At 68.9% G+C, this 14,806-nt stretch carries 16 protein-coding genes and 1 pseudogene; 7 read left to right on the top strand and 10 right to left on the bottom strand.

Annotated features, from left to right (window positions below; genetic code table 11):
* Nucleotides 1-142: 142 nt before the first annotated feature.
* On the bottom strand, nt 143-556 hold the full coding sequence (locus G6N20_RS18845) for a VOC family protein (RefSeq protein WP_083050591.1): 414 nt from the start codon (nt 554-556) through the stop codon (nt 143-145).
* 97 nt (nt 557-653) lie between these two features.
* Here G6N20_RS18845 and G6N20_RS18840 point away from each other — a divergent pair, with 97 nt between their 5' ends.
* From G6N20_RS18840 to G6N20_RS22025, 4 genes and pseudogenes are all read left to right on the top strand, one after another.
* The gene (locus G6N20_RS18840; protein WP_083050580.1) at nt 654-1,622 is read left to right on the top strand and encodes an alpha/beta fold hydrolase; all 969 of its coding nucleotides are present in this window, start codon (nt 654-656) and stop codon (nt 1,620-1,622) included.
* Entirely contained in the window at nt 1,619-2,809 is a 1,191-nt protein-coding gene (locus tag G6N20_RS18835; RefSeq protein ID WP_083050583.1) for an LLM class flavin-dependent oxidoreductase, read from the top strand. Before G6N20_RS18840 ends, G6N20_RS18835 begins: the two co-directional genes overlap by 4 nt.
* Nucleotides 2,810-2,898: 89 nt before the next feature.
* A complete protein-coding gene (locus tag G6N20_RS18830; protein ID WP_158084784.1) occupies nt 2,899-3,066 on the top strand; it encodes a hypothetical protein in 168 nt (55 codons plus the stop codon).
* Between the two features lie 298 nt (nt 3,067-3,364).
* Nucleotides 3,365-3,804 (top strand): annotated as a pseudogene (locus G6N20_RS22025) (HNH endonuclease signature motif containing protein); the annotation flags it as partial.
* Nucleotides 3,805-3,853: 49 nt separating this feature from the next.
* Here G6N20_RS22025 and G6N20_RS18825 read toward each other — a convergent pair.
* The 4 genes from G6N20_RS18825 to G6N20_RS18810 all read right to left on the bottom strand — a co-directional run bounded on the left by G6N20_RS18825 (nt 3,854) and on the right by G6N20_RS18810 (nt 6,094).
* Nucleotides 3,854-4,138: a WXG100 family type VII secretion target gene (locus tag G6N20_RS18825; protein WP_083052703.1), complete on the bottom strand. Its 285-nt coding sequence runs from the start codon at nt 4,136-4,138 to the stop codon at nt 3,854-3,856.
* Between the two features lie 38 nt (nt 4,139-4,176).
* Nucleotides 4,177-4,473, bottom strand: a complete 297-nt coding sequence (gene esxJ, locus G6N20_RS18820; RefSeq protein WP_163662691.1) for a type VII secretion system ESX-5 protein EsxJ — start codon at nt 4,471-4,473, stop codon at nt 4,177-4,179.
* A gap of 66 nt (nt 4,474-4,539) precedes the next feature.
* Nucleotides 4,540-5,781 carry a PPE family protein gene (locus G6N20_RS18815; RefSeq protein WP_083051253.1) on the bottom strand — a complete coding sequence of 414 codons (1,242 nt, stop codon included), beginning with the start codon at nt 5,779-5,781 and terminating at the stop codon, nt 4,540-4,542.
* A 13-nt stretch (nt 5,782-5,794) separates the two neighbouring features.
* Nucleotides 5,795-6,094, bottom strand: coding sequence for a PE family protein (locus G6N20_RS18810; RefSeq protein ID WP_083051255.1), 300 nt, complete (start codon nt 6,092-6,094; stop codon nt 5,795-5,797).
* A 514-nt stretch (nt 6,095-6,608) separates the two neighbouring features.
* Between G6N20_RS18810 and G6N20_RS18805 the strand changes: the two genes are divergently transcribed.
* On the top strand, nt 6,609-7,358 hold the full coding sequence (locus G6N20_RS18805) for an SIMPL domain-containing protein (RefSeq protein ID WP_083051258.1): 750 nt from the start codon (nt 6,609-6,611) through the stop codon (nt 7,356-7,358).
* 5 nt (nt 7,359-7,363) lie between these two features.
* On the opposite strand, the gene hpt is transcribed toward G6N20_RS18805, so the two are convergent.
* From hpt to dacB, 4 genes are read right to left on the bottom strand one after another with little or no spacing between them, the layout of a single operon-like run.
* Nucleotides 7,364-7,972, bottom strand: a complete 609-nt coding sequence (hpt, locus tag G6N20_RS18800; RefSeq protein WP_083051260.1) for a hypoxanthine phosphoribosyltransferase — start codon at nt 7,970-7,972, stop codon at nt 7,364-7,366.
* 39 nt (nt 7,973-8,011) lie between these two features.
* Complete coding sequence (gene tilS / locus G6N20_RS18795) at nt 8,012-9,007, bottom strand: tRNA lysidine(34) synthetase TilS (RefSeq protein ID WP_083051263.1); 996 nt, start codon at nt 9,005-9,007, stop codon at nt 8,012-8,014.
* Entirely contained in the window at nt 8,986-10,035 is a 1,050-nt protein-coding gene (locus tag G6N20_RS18790; RefSeq protein WP_083051294.1) for a zinc-dependent metalloprotease, read from the bottom strand. The genes tilS and G6N20_RS18790 overlap by 22 nt, the downstream gene beginning before the upstream one ends.
* On the bottom strand, nt 10,032-11,420 hold the full coding sequence (gene dacB, locus G6N20_RS18785) for a D-alanyl-D-alanine carboxypeptidase/D-alanyl-D-alanine endopeptidase (RefSeq protein ID WP_142272171.1): 1,389 nt from the start codon (nt 11,418-11,420) through the stop codon (nt 10,032-10,034). Before dacB ends, G6N20_RS18790 begins: the two co-directional genes overlap by 4 nt.
* A gap of 115 nt (nt 11,421-11,535) precedes the next feature.
* Between dacB and G6N20_RS18780 the strand changes: the two genes are divergently transcribed.
* Nucleotides 11,536-12,024: an inorganic diphosphatase gene (locus tag G6N20_RS18780; protein WP_083051265.1), complete on the top strand. Its 489-nt coding sequence runs from the start codon at nt 11,536-11,538 to the stop codon at nt 12,022-12,024.
* 12 nt (nt 12,025-12,036) lie between these two features.
* On the opposite strand, the gene G6N20_RS18775 is transcribed toward G6N20_RS18780, so the two are convergent.
* A complete protein-coding gene (locus G6N20_RS18775) occupies nt 12,037-13,164 on the bottom strand; it encodes a DUF475 domain-containing protein (protein ID WP_083051267.1) in 1,128 nt (375 codons plus the stop codon).
* A gap of 205 nt (nt 13,165-13,369) precedes the next feature.
* On the opposite strand from G6N20_RS18775, the gene G6N20_RS18770 reads away from it, so the two are divergent.
* Entirely contained in the window at nt 13,370-14,644 is a 1,275-nt protein-coding gene (locus G6N20_RS18770; RefSeq protein WP_083051268.1) for a hypothetical protein, read from the top strand.
* Nucleotides 14,645-14,806: the final 162 nt, after the last annotated feature.

Genomic DNA, 14,806 nt, shown 5'->3' with positions numbered 1-14,806 from the left:
GCCAGCGGGTCGCCACCGTCTGTTGAGACAACGAGTGGTAGCGCCGCCGCGATCCTGAATCCGGGCACGCCGACCGGGTGGCGAGCGTCACACCGGCATGACGGCCGCTTCGGGCGTGACGGTCGGGCGGCGCGGTGGCGAATTACTCGTAATAGCGGGCCTCCACGACATTGCCGTCCGGATCAACGAAGTAGAACCCCTGCGGCGCCCAGCCTCGGGCCCCATAGGTCTGGTTGAGCCGCGCGCTGGTGTCTACGCCTTCCGCCTGTAGCCGCCGATCCAGCGCGTCGTACTCGGCCTTCGACATTGCCAGGCAGACATGGTTGAGCGGATGGCCGGCGCCGCCCTGCACCCCGGTCGTCGCCTCGATGCCCGCCGCGGTTGCGGCTGGCATGAGGTCGATGATGGAGTCCGCGCACACCCGCACGCTCGGAAACGGCGCCTCTCCGGCCCGGAACTCGTCGAACCGCACCGGCGCAAGCCCGATCACCCTCGTGTAGAAATCCATGGCTGTCTGCGGATCCTTTGTCCACAGCACGACGTGGTCCAACCGCATCAGCCGATCATGCGCGGCCGCGGCCGCGATATCCACCCCGGCATCTCAATCGGGTCGCGCCCTTCTCAGCCCCGTGCCGTTGTGATTTGGTGAGACGATGGCTCTACCAACCGAACGGATCGTCGACACCAACGGTATCCGGCTGCGCGTGACCGAGGCCGGGGACCGCGGCGCACCCGTGGTGCTACTGGCTCACGGCTTTCCGGAACTGGCCTACTCGTGGCGACACCAGGTCCCGGCACTGGCCGAGGCCGGCTACCACGTGCTGGCTCCCGACCAGCGTGGCTATGGCGGCTCGTCCCGCCCGGACGCGATCGAGGCCTACAACATCCACGAGCTCACCGCCGACCTGGTCGGCCTGCTCGACGACGTGGGTGCCGAGAAAGCCGTCTGGGTGGGCCATGACTGGGGTGCCGTGGTGGCGTGGAGCGCGCCGCTGTTGCACCCCGACCGGGTCGCCGCGGTCGCCGCCATGAGTGTCCCGGCGCTGCCGCGCGCGCAGGTGCCACCCACGCAGGCGTTCCGCAAGACGTTCGGGGAGAACTTCTTCTACATCCTGTATTTCCAGCAGCCGGGTGTCGCCGACGCCGAGCTCAACGGCGACCCGGCCCGCACGATACGCCGGATGATCGGCGGCTTGCGGCCGCCCGCGGACCAGGGCGCGGCGCTGCGGATGCTGGCCCCCGGCCCCGAAGGCTTCATTGACCGGCTTCCCGAACCCGACGGGTTGCCGGCCTGGATCACCCGGGACGAACTCGACCATTACATAACCGAGTTCACCCGCACCGGGTTCACCGGCGGGCTGAACTGGTATCGCAATTTCGACCGTAACTGGGAGACCACAGCCGAACTTGCCGACGCCACGATCTCTGTGCCCTGCTTGTTCATCGCGGGAACAGCCGATCCGGTGTTGTCGTTCACTCGGCTAGACCGCGCGTCGGAGGTGATCTCCGGCCCGTACCGCGAGGTGCTGATCGACGGCGCCGGACACTGGGTGCAGCAGGAACGACCCGACGAGGTGAACGCGACGCTGCTGGAGTTCCTCGCCGGACTGGACCTGCGATGAGCGCCCCCATGCGTTTCGGCGTCTTTATCACCCCTTTTCATCCGACCGGCCAATCCCCAACGGTGGCCTTGGAATACGACATGGAGCGGGTTGTTGCGCTGGATCGCCTGGGCTTCGACGAGGCGTGGTTCGGCGAGCACCACTCCGGCGGCTACGAGCTGATCGCCTGCCCGGAAGTGTTCATCGCGGCCGCCGCCGAGCGCACCAAGCACATCCGCCTGGGCACCGGCGTGGTTTCGCTGCCCTACCACCATCCGCTGATGGTGGCCGACCGTTGGGTGCTGTTGGACCACCTGACCCGCGGCCGGGTCATGTTCGGTACCGGCCCCGGCGCGCTCCCGTCCGACGCCTACATGATGGGCATCGACCCGATCGACCAACGGCGGATGATGCAGGAGGCTCTGGAGGCGATTCTCGCTCTGTTCCGCGCCGCGCCAGATGAGCGCATCGACCGTCACTCCGACTGGTTCACCCTGCGCGAGGCACAGTTGCATATCCGCCCCTACACCTGGCCACATCCCGAAATCTCCACGGCGGCAATGATTTCACCCTCGGGTCCGCGACTGGCCGGTGCGCTGGGCACGTCGCTGCTGTCGTTGTCGATGTCGGTTCCCGGCGGCTATGCGGCGCTGGAAAACACCTGGCAGGTGGTGTGCGAGCAGGCAGCCAAAGCCGGCCGGGACGAGCCGGACCGCGCCAACTGGCGGGTGTTGAGCATCATGCACCTGTCGGACAGTCGCGACCAGGCCATCGACGATTGCACCTACGGGCTGAGCGATTTCGCCCAGTATTTCGGCGCGGCCGGGTTTGTCCCACTGGCCAACACCGTGGAAGGCGCCCAATCCCGGCGAGAGTTCGTCGAAGAGTATGCGGCCAAAGGAAATTGCTGCATCGGCACACCCGACGACGCGATCAGCCACATCGAAGACCTGCTGGACCGTTCGGGTGGTTTTGGGACGCTACTGTTGCTCGGCCATGACTGGGCCTCACCGCGGGCGACATTTCATTCCTATGATCTGTTCGCCCGCAAGGTGATTCCTTATTTCAAGGGACAGCTGGCGGCGCCGCGGGCCTCTCACGAATGGGCCAAAGGCAAGCGCGACCGACTCATTGGCCGCGCCGGGGAGGCCATCGCCCAAGCTATCACCGAGCACGTCACCGAGCACGAAGGCGCCGCCGGGAGTTGATGCACCCGGGGGGCACGCGACGGCCGCGTGGGCTATCGGGACGACGTCGCCGATCAGGTGCCCGGGCACGGGTTTAGGGCCCGGGCGAGTTGAACACGGCGCTCTGCGCGCTGGCCGATGACGACATCGTCGTCGCCCCCATGATCACCGGCGAGGCCCGCCTCGATGGGGTCGTCGCGGCCGTCGAGAACCTGGCCGTCCCCGAACGGCACTGCACGGTTGCGGTCACACCTTTAAGTTTTAGTGGTCTTATTTAAGTTCGTCGGGGTTGTCGGCGTTCTGACCGGCCGCTCCAGGCGTCGCAGCTTGCTCATCTGCCCCACGCGTACTCGCTACTGACCGATATTCAAAGTGCCCGCCTTCGAGCGACAGCCACGGTTGTCGCTGTTAGGCGGGCACATCGCATATCCCTACCGTGCCGGAACGCGTGAGGCGGGTGAGACACGAGGGAACGTGCACCTTGCGCACCGGGTCGCCAGCAGCCGCGACCGCGGGGTCACCCTGGTTCCAACGCCCCGACGAACTTTAAGAGCGAGACCACTTAAGACTTAATAGACGTTCGGCGGTTGGCGTGATACCCAACTGTGGCTGACGGCACCGTGGTTTGGACCTCGCCCACCGGGCGGACACACCGCACGTGGCCGGCCGGTGTAGACCTGTCCCCGCAGGCGCGCCGCCCCGCGTGTGCGCCGCGACCCCGAACCGGCGCAGCAGGGCGCAGCGACGAAGCGACCGAATCACCAAGGCCCGCAAGCGTAACCGGCCGATCAACGAGCACCGGCGCTGGCTGGAGCAGTCGCGAAAGGAAGAGATAGCAGCACGCCGTGCGTGACATGCTGTTTCTGTTCAAAGGCCCCCCAAGCACCAGCCCGTTCTGCAGATGGGTCAACGATCCCCGCGAGCCCGAAGAACTACCCGCGAACTGGAAGCCCGACAAGCCGGCGCCAGCACCCTTGCCCAACGACCCCCGTTCTGAGCTATTGCCGAAGCGGTAAGCGGCGGCGGCTAATCCACACCGCCGCCGCCGCCAATCCGCTGCTCGGGTCAGGCCCAGCTGGAGCCGACGGCGCTGTCGGTTTGCGCCATGTTGCTGCCGGCGGTCTGGATCTTTTGGCCGTGGGCGTTGGCCTGCTCGTAGATCACCTGGAAGTTGCGCCCCAACTGGGTGATGAACTCCTGGCAGGCCACCGACCCGGCGCCGCCCCAAAAGTCCCCGGCGGCCAGCACATCGCGCACGATGGCCTGGTGCTCGGCCTCCAGCGACGCCGCCTGCGCGCGAATGGTGGCGCCGTGGGCGTCCACATCGCCGAACTGGTAGTTGATGGTCATAGCTGATGTCCTCCTGAATCGAAGCCGACGGTCCGGTGCTAGCTGCTAAGGATCTGCTGCGAGGCCTGCTCTTGCTGCTCGTAGTTGTTGGCGTCGCGGATCAGCCCGTCGCGCACCCCGTGCAGCATGTTCACGATGTTGCGAAACGCCTGATTCATCTGGGTCATGGTGTCCAGCGAGGTCGCCTCGGCCAGACCGCTCCAGCCCGCACCGGAAATGTTTTGCGCCGACGCCCACATCCGCCGGGCCTCGTCCTCGACCGTCTGGGCGTGCACCTCAAACCGGCCCGCCATGTCCCGCATCGCGTGGGGATCCGTCATAAAACGCGTTGCCATCGAAATCTCCCTTGAATCGTCGTATCTGTTGGTTGATCACCGGTAAGTCAAAGCTGCCGCGGGTCATCACCCCCCGGAAGGTGGGAATGCGATCACGGTCGGCTTGAATCCGTATCGGGGAGCGGCAAAGTTCGCCACGCCGCGCCCGACTCCGGCGCCGGGCATCACCGGCACCCCGCCGAACGCGTGGGTGGCGCCTTCAGCGGCCGCCGCGGCACCGAGGCTGTTGGACGCCGCCATAACAGCCGGGGTGCTCGGTGCGGTACCGGCCCAGGACGCCGGCACCGCCAACCCCCCGACTTTGGCCGCCTGCCCGACGGCGCCCGCAATCCCGCCCAGGCCCGCCTTCGGAATGACACTCGGCAGATCCTTGGCGGCCTCCTTGGCGGCCGACGCCGCTTCCTTGACGCCCTCTTGAGCCCACTTCGGCAGGTCGTGCGCGAGGCCGAAGTAGTCCTTCATCTGGGTAACCATGAGCCGGGCGGGGGAAACCCATCGGTTGAACACGTCCATGGCCAGGCTGCCATCGACGGTTGCCGATCCGGTCAGGCCCTCCACCACATCGCCCAGCGCTCCTGCCACGACGATCCCGGACCCATCCGAGGTCCAGGTGTGGCCGGTGAGACCGAGCGCACCGGCAAGGTTGGTGAGCCACGGCGGCTCGTTCGTGATCCCAGCAAGCTGCGACAGCGTCCTGGGAATCTGCTGCAGTCCCAACGAGTTCGCGGCGCTGTTGAGCGCCTGGGTGATCGCATTGGCCTGGGCGGCCAGCCCCGCGGGGTTGATGGTCTCCGCCGCCGGGCTGAACGGTGTCAACTGGGTCGCCGCCGCCGAAGCACCGGCATAGCCGTACATCGCGGCCGCGTCCTGCGCCCACATCTCGGCGTATTGCGCCTCGGTGGCCGCGATGGCCGCGGTGTTCTGGCCCAGGAAGTTCGTCGCCAACAGGGCCATCAACAACGCCCGGTTGGCCGCGACCTCGGCCGGTGGCACCGTCGCGACGAACGCGGCCTCGTAGGCCGCCGCCGCCGCCACCGCCTGGCTGCCGGCCTGCTCGGCCTGCGCGGCGGTGCTGCGCAACCACGCCACCTGCGGCGTGGCGGCGGCCACCATGGACGCGGCGGACGGGCCCTGCCACGGCCCGTCGGTCAGGGCGGTGATCAGCGCCTCGTAGTTGGAGGCCGTGCTCTGCAGCTCAGCGGCCAAAGCCTCCCAGGCCGCCGCGGCCATCAGCATCGGCCCGGAGCCGGGTCCGGAATACATCAGCGTGGAGTTGATCTCCGGCGGCAACATCGCAAAGTCCACCATGACGTGCGCTCTCCTAGCTGATTGTCGTGGCGTTGGCGGCCTCGGTGGCCGCATACGAACCGGCGCTGATGCCCAGCGTGGTCGCCAGCTGCTCCTGGACCGCCGCGGCCTGGGCGCTGATCTGCTGGTACAGCTGCGCATGCGTGACAAACTGCGTGGCGGTCAGCAGCGACACCAAATCGGCCGCGGCGGGCACCACCCCGGTCGTCGGGATTGCCGCGGCGGCATTTCCGGCGCGCAGCGCAACGTTGATCGACTGCAGTTCCCCGGCCGTCGCGGCGAGCATTTCTGGCTCCGCGAGCATGATCGACATGGACTTTCCTCCCTTAAAATCACTTGGCATCAACAGCTTTCAGCGATCGCCGACATCACGTCGTGCGTCGCATAAGCGGATCAGACGACAGGCTAAGCCTGTTTGTAGGAACAACACAGGCTTCCCACAGCCTGTTCACTGCGGTGTCAATAACAATTCATTTGCTGTAGCAGTGCGCCCGTCGCCGGGAATTCGTGCATGGCGCATATCGCTCCCAAATATGATTTGAGTTTTGTATGAATTCCGACGTGTCGACGGTGGTGCGTTCTAGGATGCACACGCTCACGCGTGGCGGCGGTGGCCAGCTGGCGATCCCAAAGCCGATGGTCCTGCGCCGGTAGCGATTTGGTGAGGATCACCTGCGTCGCACCGGACGCAGTATTTGCTGGCCCGCATCAGACCCGTGCGTCGACGCGTGCCGGGGACGCCCATGGACGGGCCGACAACTTCTAATCCCGGGCGCTGACGGCGCCGTTGACCGATCGGGCATGCCCGAGACGTTAGGGTGCCAGGCATGTCGAACGTGAAGACCCCCGGGCCAGCCCGCACGGCAGCCGCTGCGGCCCTGGCGGGCTTGGCCGGCCTGACCGCCGCCACGCTATCGGGATGCGATTCCCATGGTTCGGCCTCGCCGGGGCCGAATCCGCGTCAGGTGACCGTGTTCGGAACGGGGCAGGTCCGGGGCGTGCCGGACACCTTGACCGCCGACCTCGGGATCGAGTTCACCGCGCCCGACGCCACCAGCGCAATGACCCAGACCAACGATCGCCAGCAAGCGGTCATCAACGCGTTGGTGGGCGCCGGGCTGGACCGCGCGGACATCCGCACCACCGAGGTCAGCCTGCAGCCGGAGTACCGCAGGGCCGAGCCGTCCGGACCCGCCACCATTACCGGATACCGCGCCGACAACGCCCTCGAGGTCAAGATCCACCCCACCGACGCCGCGTCACGGCTGCTCGATCTCATCGTTAGCACCGGCGGCGACGCCACCCGGATCGCGTCGGTGCACTACTCGATCGCCGACGACTCCCAGCTGGTGAAGGACGCGCGTGCGCGCGCCTTCGAGGACGCCAAAACCCGTGCTCAGCAGTACGCCCAGCTGTCGGGACTCAAGCTGGGCAAGGTCCTGTCCATCTCGGAGGCGGCCGGCTACCCGCCGCCGGAGGGCGGGCCGGCGGGGCCACCGCGCGCCGCCGCCGTGCCGCTGGAACCCGGCCAGCAGACGGTGAGCTTCTCGGTCACGGTGATCTGGCAGCTCGACTGACCGCGCTACTGGTAGACCCGGGGATCCAGGGTGCCGATGTAGGGGAGGTCGCGGTACCGCTCGTCGTAGTCCAGGCCGTAGCCGACGACGAAGTCGTTGGGGATGTCGAAGCCCACGTAGGCGATGTCGACGTTGGCGCCCAGCGCGTCGGGCTTGCGCAGCAGCGTGCACACCCGCAGCGAACGCGGATGCCGGCTGCTCAGATTCCGCAGCAGCCACGACAGCGTCAGGCCGGAGTCGACGACGTCCTCGACGATCAGCACGTCACGATCGTGGATGTCGCGGTCGAGGTCCTTGAGGATCCGCACCACACCCGACGAGGACGACGAGGTCCCGTAGGAGCTCACCGCCATGAATTCGAACTGGGTGGGCAGCGGAATGGCGCGCGCCAGGTCGGTGACGAACAGCACCGCGCCCTTGAGCACGGTGATCAACAGCAGATCCTGGCCGCCGGCGGCGACCACGTCGCGGTAATCGTTGCCGATTTGCTCACCCAGCTCGGCGATGCGGACCTGAATCTGCTCCTTGGTCAACAGCACCGACTTGATGTCCCCGGGGTACAGCTCCGCCGCCTCACCCGGGGTGGTCGCCGCTGAGCTCTGAGCCACGACCACAGCGTAGCCACGTCACCAGACCACCAACCAACGCAGCCGTCAAACCGGTTCCTGCCGCAGGCTCAGCACGCCGTCGCGGCGCCCGGCGACCAAACGCCGACCGCGCAGCGTGGAGCCGACCGCCACCCCGCCCTGGCCGCGCCACCCGGTGACCAGCGCGTCCACCCCGCGGATCTGCTTGTCGGTTAACCCGACGGCCCCGCCGGCCAGCAGCCAGCCGCGGATCACCCGACGACGCACCGGGCCCGGCAGCTCGGCCAAAACCCCGGTGTGCAAACCGGATTCGGCCCCCGATCCGGTCGCAGCGTGGGGCAGTGCCCGGGCGGCGATCTCGTCGATCAGCTCGTTGTCCTCGCGGATCGCCGTCGCGGTGCGGGCCAGCGCCTCGGCGACGCCACCCCCCAGCACGTCTTCCAGCAGCGGCAGCACCTCGGTGCGCAACCGGGTTCGGGTGAACCGGCGGTCGGCGTTGTGCGGGTCCTGCCACGCGGTCAAGCCCAGCTCCCGGCAGGCGGCATGGGTCACCCCGCGTCGCACACCCAGCAGCGGCCGGCACCACGGCGGATCGTAGGGGCGCATGCCGGCGATCGACCGTGCACCCGAGCCGCGACCCAGCCCCAGCAGCACCGTCTCGGCTTGGTCGTCGAGGGTGTGGGCCAACAGCACCGGGCCGTGACGGTGCGCGTCCAGCGCGGCGTAGCGGGCGGTGCGCGCCGCGGCCTCCGGGCCGCCGCCGGGGCCCGACGGGCGCTCGGCTGAGCCACCCAGCTGGACGCACAGCACCCGTGCGTCAACACATCCCAACGACATGGCCTGCGCCCGAGCGGTGTCGGCGACCGCGGCCGACCCGGGCTGCAGGCCATGGTCGACGATCAGCGCGGTGGTGGGCCGCAGCCGGGCCGCCACCGCGGTCAGGGCCAACGAGTCCGGGCCGCCGGAGAGCCCGACACACCAACGCTGGCAGCCGTCCAGGTAGGCCTTCGCAAAGCTCTCGGCAGCCGCGCGCAGCTGCGCTACAGCACCCGGTCGATCCATCGCTGCGGGTGGTCGATCTCGGCGGGCAAGGGCAGCGTCTCGGGGCCAGACCAGATCGTGTTGAAACGCCGCATCCCGACCCGGTCCACCACGTGGTCGACGAATGCCTTGCCCCGGGTGTACTGGCTGAGCTTGGCGTCGAAACCCAACAACGCGCGCAGCAGCCGCTGCAGCGGCGGCTGCCTGCGTTGGCGTCGTTCGTCGAAGCGGCGCCGGATGGTGGCCAGCGACGGAACCACCGCCGGCCCGACCGCGTCCATCACGTGCTCGGCGTGGCCCTCTAACAGCGTGCCGAGCACCATGAGCCGATCCAGCGCCTGGCGCTGCGGCTCGGATTGCATGGCGCGCACCAGGCCCAAAATCCCGGTGGCGTGGCCGCCGGAATCGTCGGCCGCCTCGCCGCGGGTGCGCACAAAGTCCGCCAGCCGGCCCACAATCTCGCCGAGGTCGTCGCTGGGCTCGCGGGTCAGCAGCGCCAACGCCTGCGACATGTAGCCGGCGATCCAGGGGTTGGCGGTGAACTGTACCCGGTGGGTGACCTCGTGCAGGCACACCCATAACCGAAAATCGGACGGCTCAACGTTGAGTTGCCGCTCGACGGCGATGACGTTGGGATACACCAGCAACAGGCAGCCGCCCGCGGCCCCGAACGGGTCGTACTGGCCGAGGATGCCCGACGCCACGAACGCCAGCACCGCACCGGTCTGCGCGCCGGTGATGCGGCCGGTGAGAAGCCGTCGCGGCTTGTCGCCGGCGTTGGTGAGCGCCCGCATCGATTCGGCGGCCGCGCGGATCCACTCCGGCCGGTCCACGACCCGGGCCGGCGGCACCGCGGCCTCACAGACCAGGCCGGTGACGTCGCGCACCGCCGGTTCGGCCTTCTCCGCCGCCACCAGCAACTCGTCGATCACCTGCCGGCGGGTGTATTCGGTGGCCGGCGGCGCGGGCCGGGCCAGCCACTCCCCCACGGCGGCCGCAAATCGCCAATCGACCGCGTTGCCCAGGGTCGTCCCGGCTGACGCGGTCACGTCGCGCACCCGCAGAACCACAGTTTGGTCGCCAGCGCATCGATGGCGTTGCGACCGTTGGGCCCTGCCTCGTTGGAGATGAAGGCGAAGGTGAGCACCCGCCCACTTCGGTCGGTCAGCACGCCGACCAGGGAGTTGATCGCGGTCAGCGAGCCGGTCTTGGCCCGCAACCAGCCGGCCGGGCCCAGGTCGGTGGCCGCGTCGAGGAAGCGTTCGCCTAGCGTGCCGCTGCCGCCGGCGATCGGCAGCAGATCCAGTAGCGGACGCAGCGCCGGCTGGTCCGGTCCCGCCGCGGCCTGCATCGCACCGTCGAGCGTTCGGGCCGTCAGCCGGTTGTCGACCGACAGCCCGCTGGCATCCACCAGCGCGGCGCCGGCGGTGTCGACGTGCGCGGTTCGCAACCGGCTGGTGATCGCGTCCACCGCACCGGAAAAGCTCTGCGGCCGGTTGATGGCGGCCGCCACCTCACGGCCGATGCACTCGGCCAACACGTTGTCGGAGGCGTTCATCATCTGCGATAACCGTTGGATCAACGGCGCCGACTGCACCACGGCCAGCTGCCGTGCGCCGGGCGGGGCCGACCCGATCGTCACCGCCGCCGGATCCAGGCCAAGGGCTTTGGCCAGCTCACGCCCGGCGTCCAACGCCGGGGTGCGCGACCTCCGCGAGTTGACCGTCGTCGGCTGGATACGCCCGGCGTCGATCATGGCCGCCTCGATCGGGGCGATGTCACCGTTGTCGACGTCGGCCGGATCCCAGCCCGGCGCCATCGTCGGACCGGTGAACGCCGAGATGTCCACCTGCACCGCCGTCGGCGTCACACCGCTGCGCCGGATCTGTTCGACAAGGTCGCTGATCCGGGCCGCACCCCGATACCAGGTGTCCACGCCCGGCACCGCGGCCGACAGCGTCGGATCGCCGGCACCGACCAGCACCACCGGTCCCTGAGTGGTCGGGCCGCCGGCCACCACCCGCGTGCTGATCCGCGCCTGCCGGTCCAGGGTCAGCAGCGCCGCCGTCGCGGTCAAAATCTTGTTGGTCGAGGCCGGCACCAGCGGCAGGTCGTCAAGCTGACGCCACAGTTCACGCCCGGTCAGCGCGTCGGTGACCCGGCCGCCCAGCCGGCCCAGGTTGGGATCGGCCGCGGCCGGCGCCAAGGCCGCCGCGACGCCGTCGGGGCCGGGTAGCTCGGCGGTGTCGGCGACCGGGACCACGCCCGGCTTGAGGGTGGGCGGCCGCGGCGCCGGCACGGGCAGCCGCGCGCCGCTGGTCCCGTGACCGCCGGTGGTGAACGCCACCGCGGCGGCCACCACGGCGGCGACGGACGCCAGCAGCGCCGCCCCGACAACCACGTGGGTGGATTTCCGCCACCGTTTGGGACCCATGACCCTCCTGCCTTTCTGGCCCCCATTCTGCCGAACCGGCCTCGCGGCGGTGCCACCGTACACCCTGGATTAGGGTGTGCTGCGACGCATGCCTCTACACAAGGAGCAGACCCCCGTGCAATTCGACGTGACCATCGAAATTCCCAAGGGCCAGCGCAACAAATACGAGATCGACCACGAGACGGGGCGGGTGCGTCTGGATCGCTACCTCTACACCCCGATGGCCTACCCGACAGACTATGGCTTCATCGAGGACACCCTCGGCGAAGACGGCGACCCGCTGGACGCGCTGGTGCTGCTGCCCCAGCCGCTGTTGCCGGGGGTGCTGGTGACGGCGCGACCGGTGGGCATGTTCCGGATGGTCGACGAGAAGGGCGGCGACGACAAGGTGCTGTGCGTCCCGGCCGGCGACCACCGCTGGGACCACATCCAAGACATCGGGGACGTTCCGGCCTTCGAGCTGGACGCGATCAAACACTTCTTCGTGCACTACAAGGACCTGGAACCGGGCAAGTTCGTCCAGGCGGCCAACTGGGTTGGCCGCGACGAGGCCGAGGCGGAGGTGCAGCGCTCGTTGGAGCGGTTCAAGACCAGCGGGCACTGACCCCGAGAGCCGTCAACCCACGGAACGGTCGCTCGCGGCAACCACCGCCTCCGGCGGTGCCGGCTCGGCCGCGGACCTGGCGGTCCGGCGGTTGCGGGCCACGCTCCAACCGAGCGCCGCCCCGATGAACAGCACACCGACCAACGCGGTGACCCACTCAGGGATCTGGAATCGGTGGTCGATGGAGAACAACATGATCACGGCCAACGCGCCGATCGCCCAGTGCGCGCCGTGTTCCAGGTACACATAGCGGTCCAGTGTTTCCTGCTGGACCAGGTAGATGGTGATCGACCGGACGAACACCGCGCCCACCAGCCCCAGGCCCAGCGCAATGACGATCGGATCCGACGTGATCGCAAAGGCTCCGGTCACCCCGTCGAAGGAGAACGCGGCGTCGAGCACCTCCAGGTACACGAACAGCGTGAAGCCGGCCTTGCCCACCGCCACCGGTCGTGCGGTCACCGCGTCGACGCTGGATGGCCGAAACGCCCGGCTCAGCCCCTCGACGATCAGAAACGTCACCAGGCCCAGCAGGCCAGCCGTCAGCACCGTGGCGCGCCCGTGGCTGGAGTGCGTCAGCTGGGTACCGGCCAGCGCCAACGCAACGCCGGCCACCACCACCGGCAGCTGACCGAGCCGTCCGATGCGGGCGAAGGGGACCTCGATCCACTTGAGCCACTTGATGTCTCGGTCGTAGAAGACGAACTCGAGGAACAGCATCAGCAAAAAGACCCCGCCGAACGCGGCGATCTGCGGGTGCGCCGCGGTGATCAGCTTTTCATAGCTGGGCGAGCCGTCGGGGAATTCCAGCGCGCCGTGCGGCGGCGGATGACGCGCCAGTTCCATCGCCTCTAGCGGGTGCAGGCCCGCGGTGGCCCAGACGATGAGCAGCGGAAAGACCAGCCGCATGCCGAAGACCGCGATGAAGATCCCGATCGTCAGGAACATCTGCTGCCAGAACGGGCTCATTCGCTTGAGCACCGCGGCGTTGATGATCGCGTTGTCGAACGACAGCGACACCTCCAGAACGGCCAGCACCACCAGCAAAAACAGCGCGGTCGGCCCGCCGTGCAGATAACCGGCCACCAGGGCCACGACGGTTATTGCCAGCGAGAAGGCGAAGACGCGGAGCGCTTTCATGAATCCTTCCGACAGCCACCCACAATAGCGACGACAGGTGTCGCCTGCGCGACCGCGCCGCCCACACCTTCTGGTCAGCGCCGTATACCAGCGCCGACCCACCGGGAACACTAGGCCGAGCAGCCGAGACGACGCGCCTAGTATCTTCAACCGTGGCTTCAGAGGTGGTGGGGCACCGGGGCGGTCGGCCGTTGGTGCCGCCACGGTGACCGAAGTCGGCGGTACCACCGGCGCCCCCGCCGGTCCGATCGCCCGCGGCAGCGTGGCCCGCGTGGGCACCGCCACCGCGGTGACCGCGCTGTGCGGCTACGCGGTGATCTATCTCGCCGCCCGTAACCTGGCACCGGGCGGCTTCTCGGTATTCGGGGTGTTCTGGGGGGCGTTCGGCCTGGTCACCGGCGCGGCCAACGGCCTGCTGCAAGAAGCCACCCGGGAGGTCCGCTCGATGGGCCGACTGTCCGCGACGCCCGGCGGGCCCGGCGACCCGACAACCCATCCGCTGCGGGTCGCCGGGCTGGTCGGGCTGGTCGCCGCCGTCGTCATCGCGGGCAGCTCACCGCTGTGGAGCGGACGGGTGTTCGTCGAGGCGCGCTGGTTGTCGGTGGGGTTGCTGAGCGTCGGGCTGGCCGGGTTTTGCCTGCACGCCGCCCTGCTGGGCATGCTGGCCGGCACCGACCGGTGGACCCAGTACGGCGCGCTGATGGTGACCGACGCGGTCATTCGGGTGGGGGTGGCCGCGGGGACGTTCGTGATCGGATGGGGCCTGGTCGGGTTCCTGTGGGCCACCGTGGCGGGCTCGACGGCCTGGCTGATCATGCTGGTGACATCGCCCGCCGCGCGCGCGGCGGCGCTACTGCTCACGGCCGGCAGCACCACGACGTTTTTGCGGGGGGCCGCCCATTCGATCACCGCGGCCGGTGCCAGCGCGATTCTGGTGATGGGGTTTCCGGTGCTGCTCAAGCTGACCTCCGACCAGCTGGGGGCCCAGGGCGGTGTGGTCATCCTGGCGGTGACCTTGACCCGGGCGCCGCTGCTGGTGCCGCTGACCGCCCTGCAGGGCAACCTCATCGCCCATTTCGTCGACGAACGCGACCACCGGCTGCGGGCGCTGGTCGCACCGGCGGCGCTGATCGGCGGCATCGGCGCGGTCGGGGTGCTGACGGCCGGCGTGGTGGGCCCGTGGTTGCTGCGGATCGGATTCGGGTCCGACTACCGGGCCAGCGGCGCGCTGCTGGCCTGGCTCACCGCGGCCGCGGTGGCGATCGCGCTGCTGACGCTCACCGGTGCCGCCGCGGTGGCGGCGGCGTTGCATCGGGCGTACTCGCTGGGGTGGGTCGGCGCAACGGTGGCGTCGGGGTCATTGCTGCTGTTGCCGCTTGCGCTGCAGACCCGCACCGTGGTCGGCCTTCTGTGCGGTCCGCTGGTGGGCATCGGCGTGCACCTGGCGGCGCTCGCCCGCGCCGCACGCCGCGGCGCCTGAGCCGGCTGGGCGGGCTCGACGCGCAGCACGGCAGTCGGCTCTTCGTGATGCGCACACTCAACCGGCCGCGGGTTGAAAACGCGCACACGGCACACGAGGACCCACCGTAAGGCCATTTGCCGACGCCATCGCCTTCGTGATCCCCACGACGGTGCCGGCGCT

It is taken from the genome of Mycobacterium shinjukuense (assembly GCF_010730055.1).
GTDB lineage: Bacteria > Actinomycetota > Actinomycetes > Mycobacteriales > Mycobacteriaceae > Mycobacterium > Mycobacterium shinjukuense.
The sequence above is the reverse complement of the archived record's forward strand: the minus strand, read 5'-3'. Positions and strand labels throughout refer to the sequence as shown.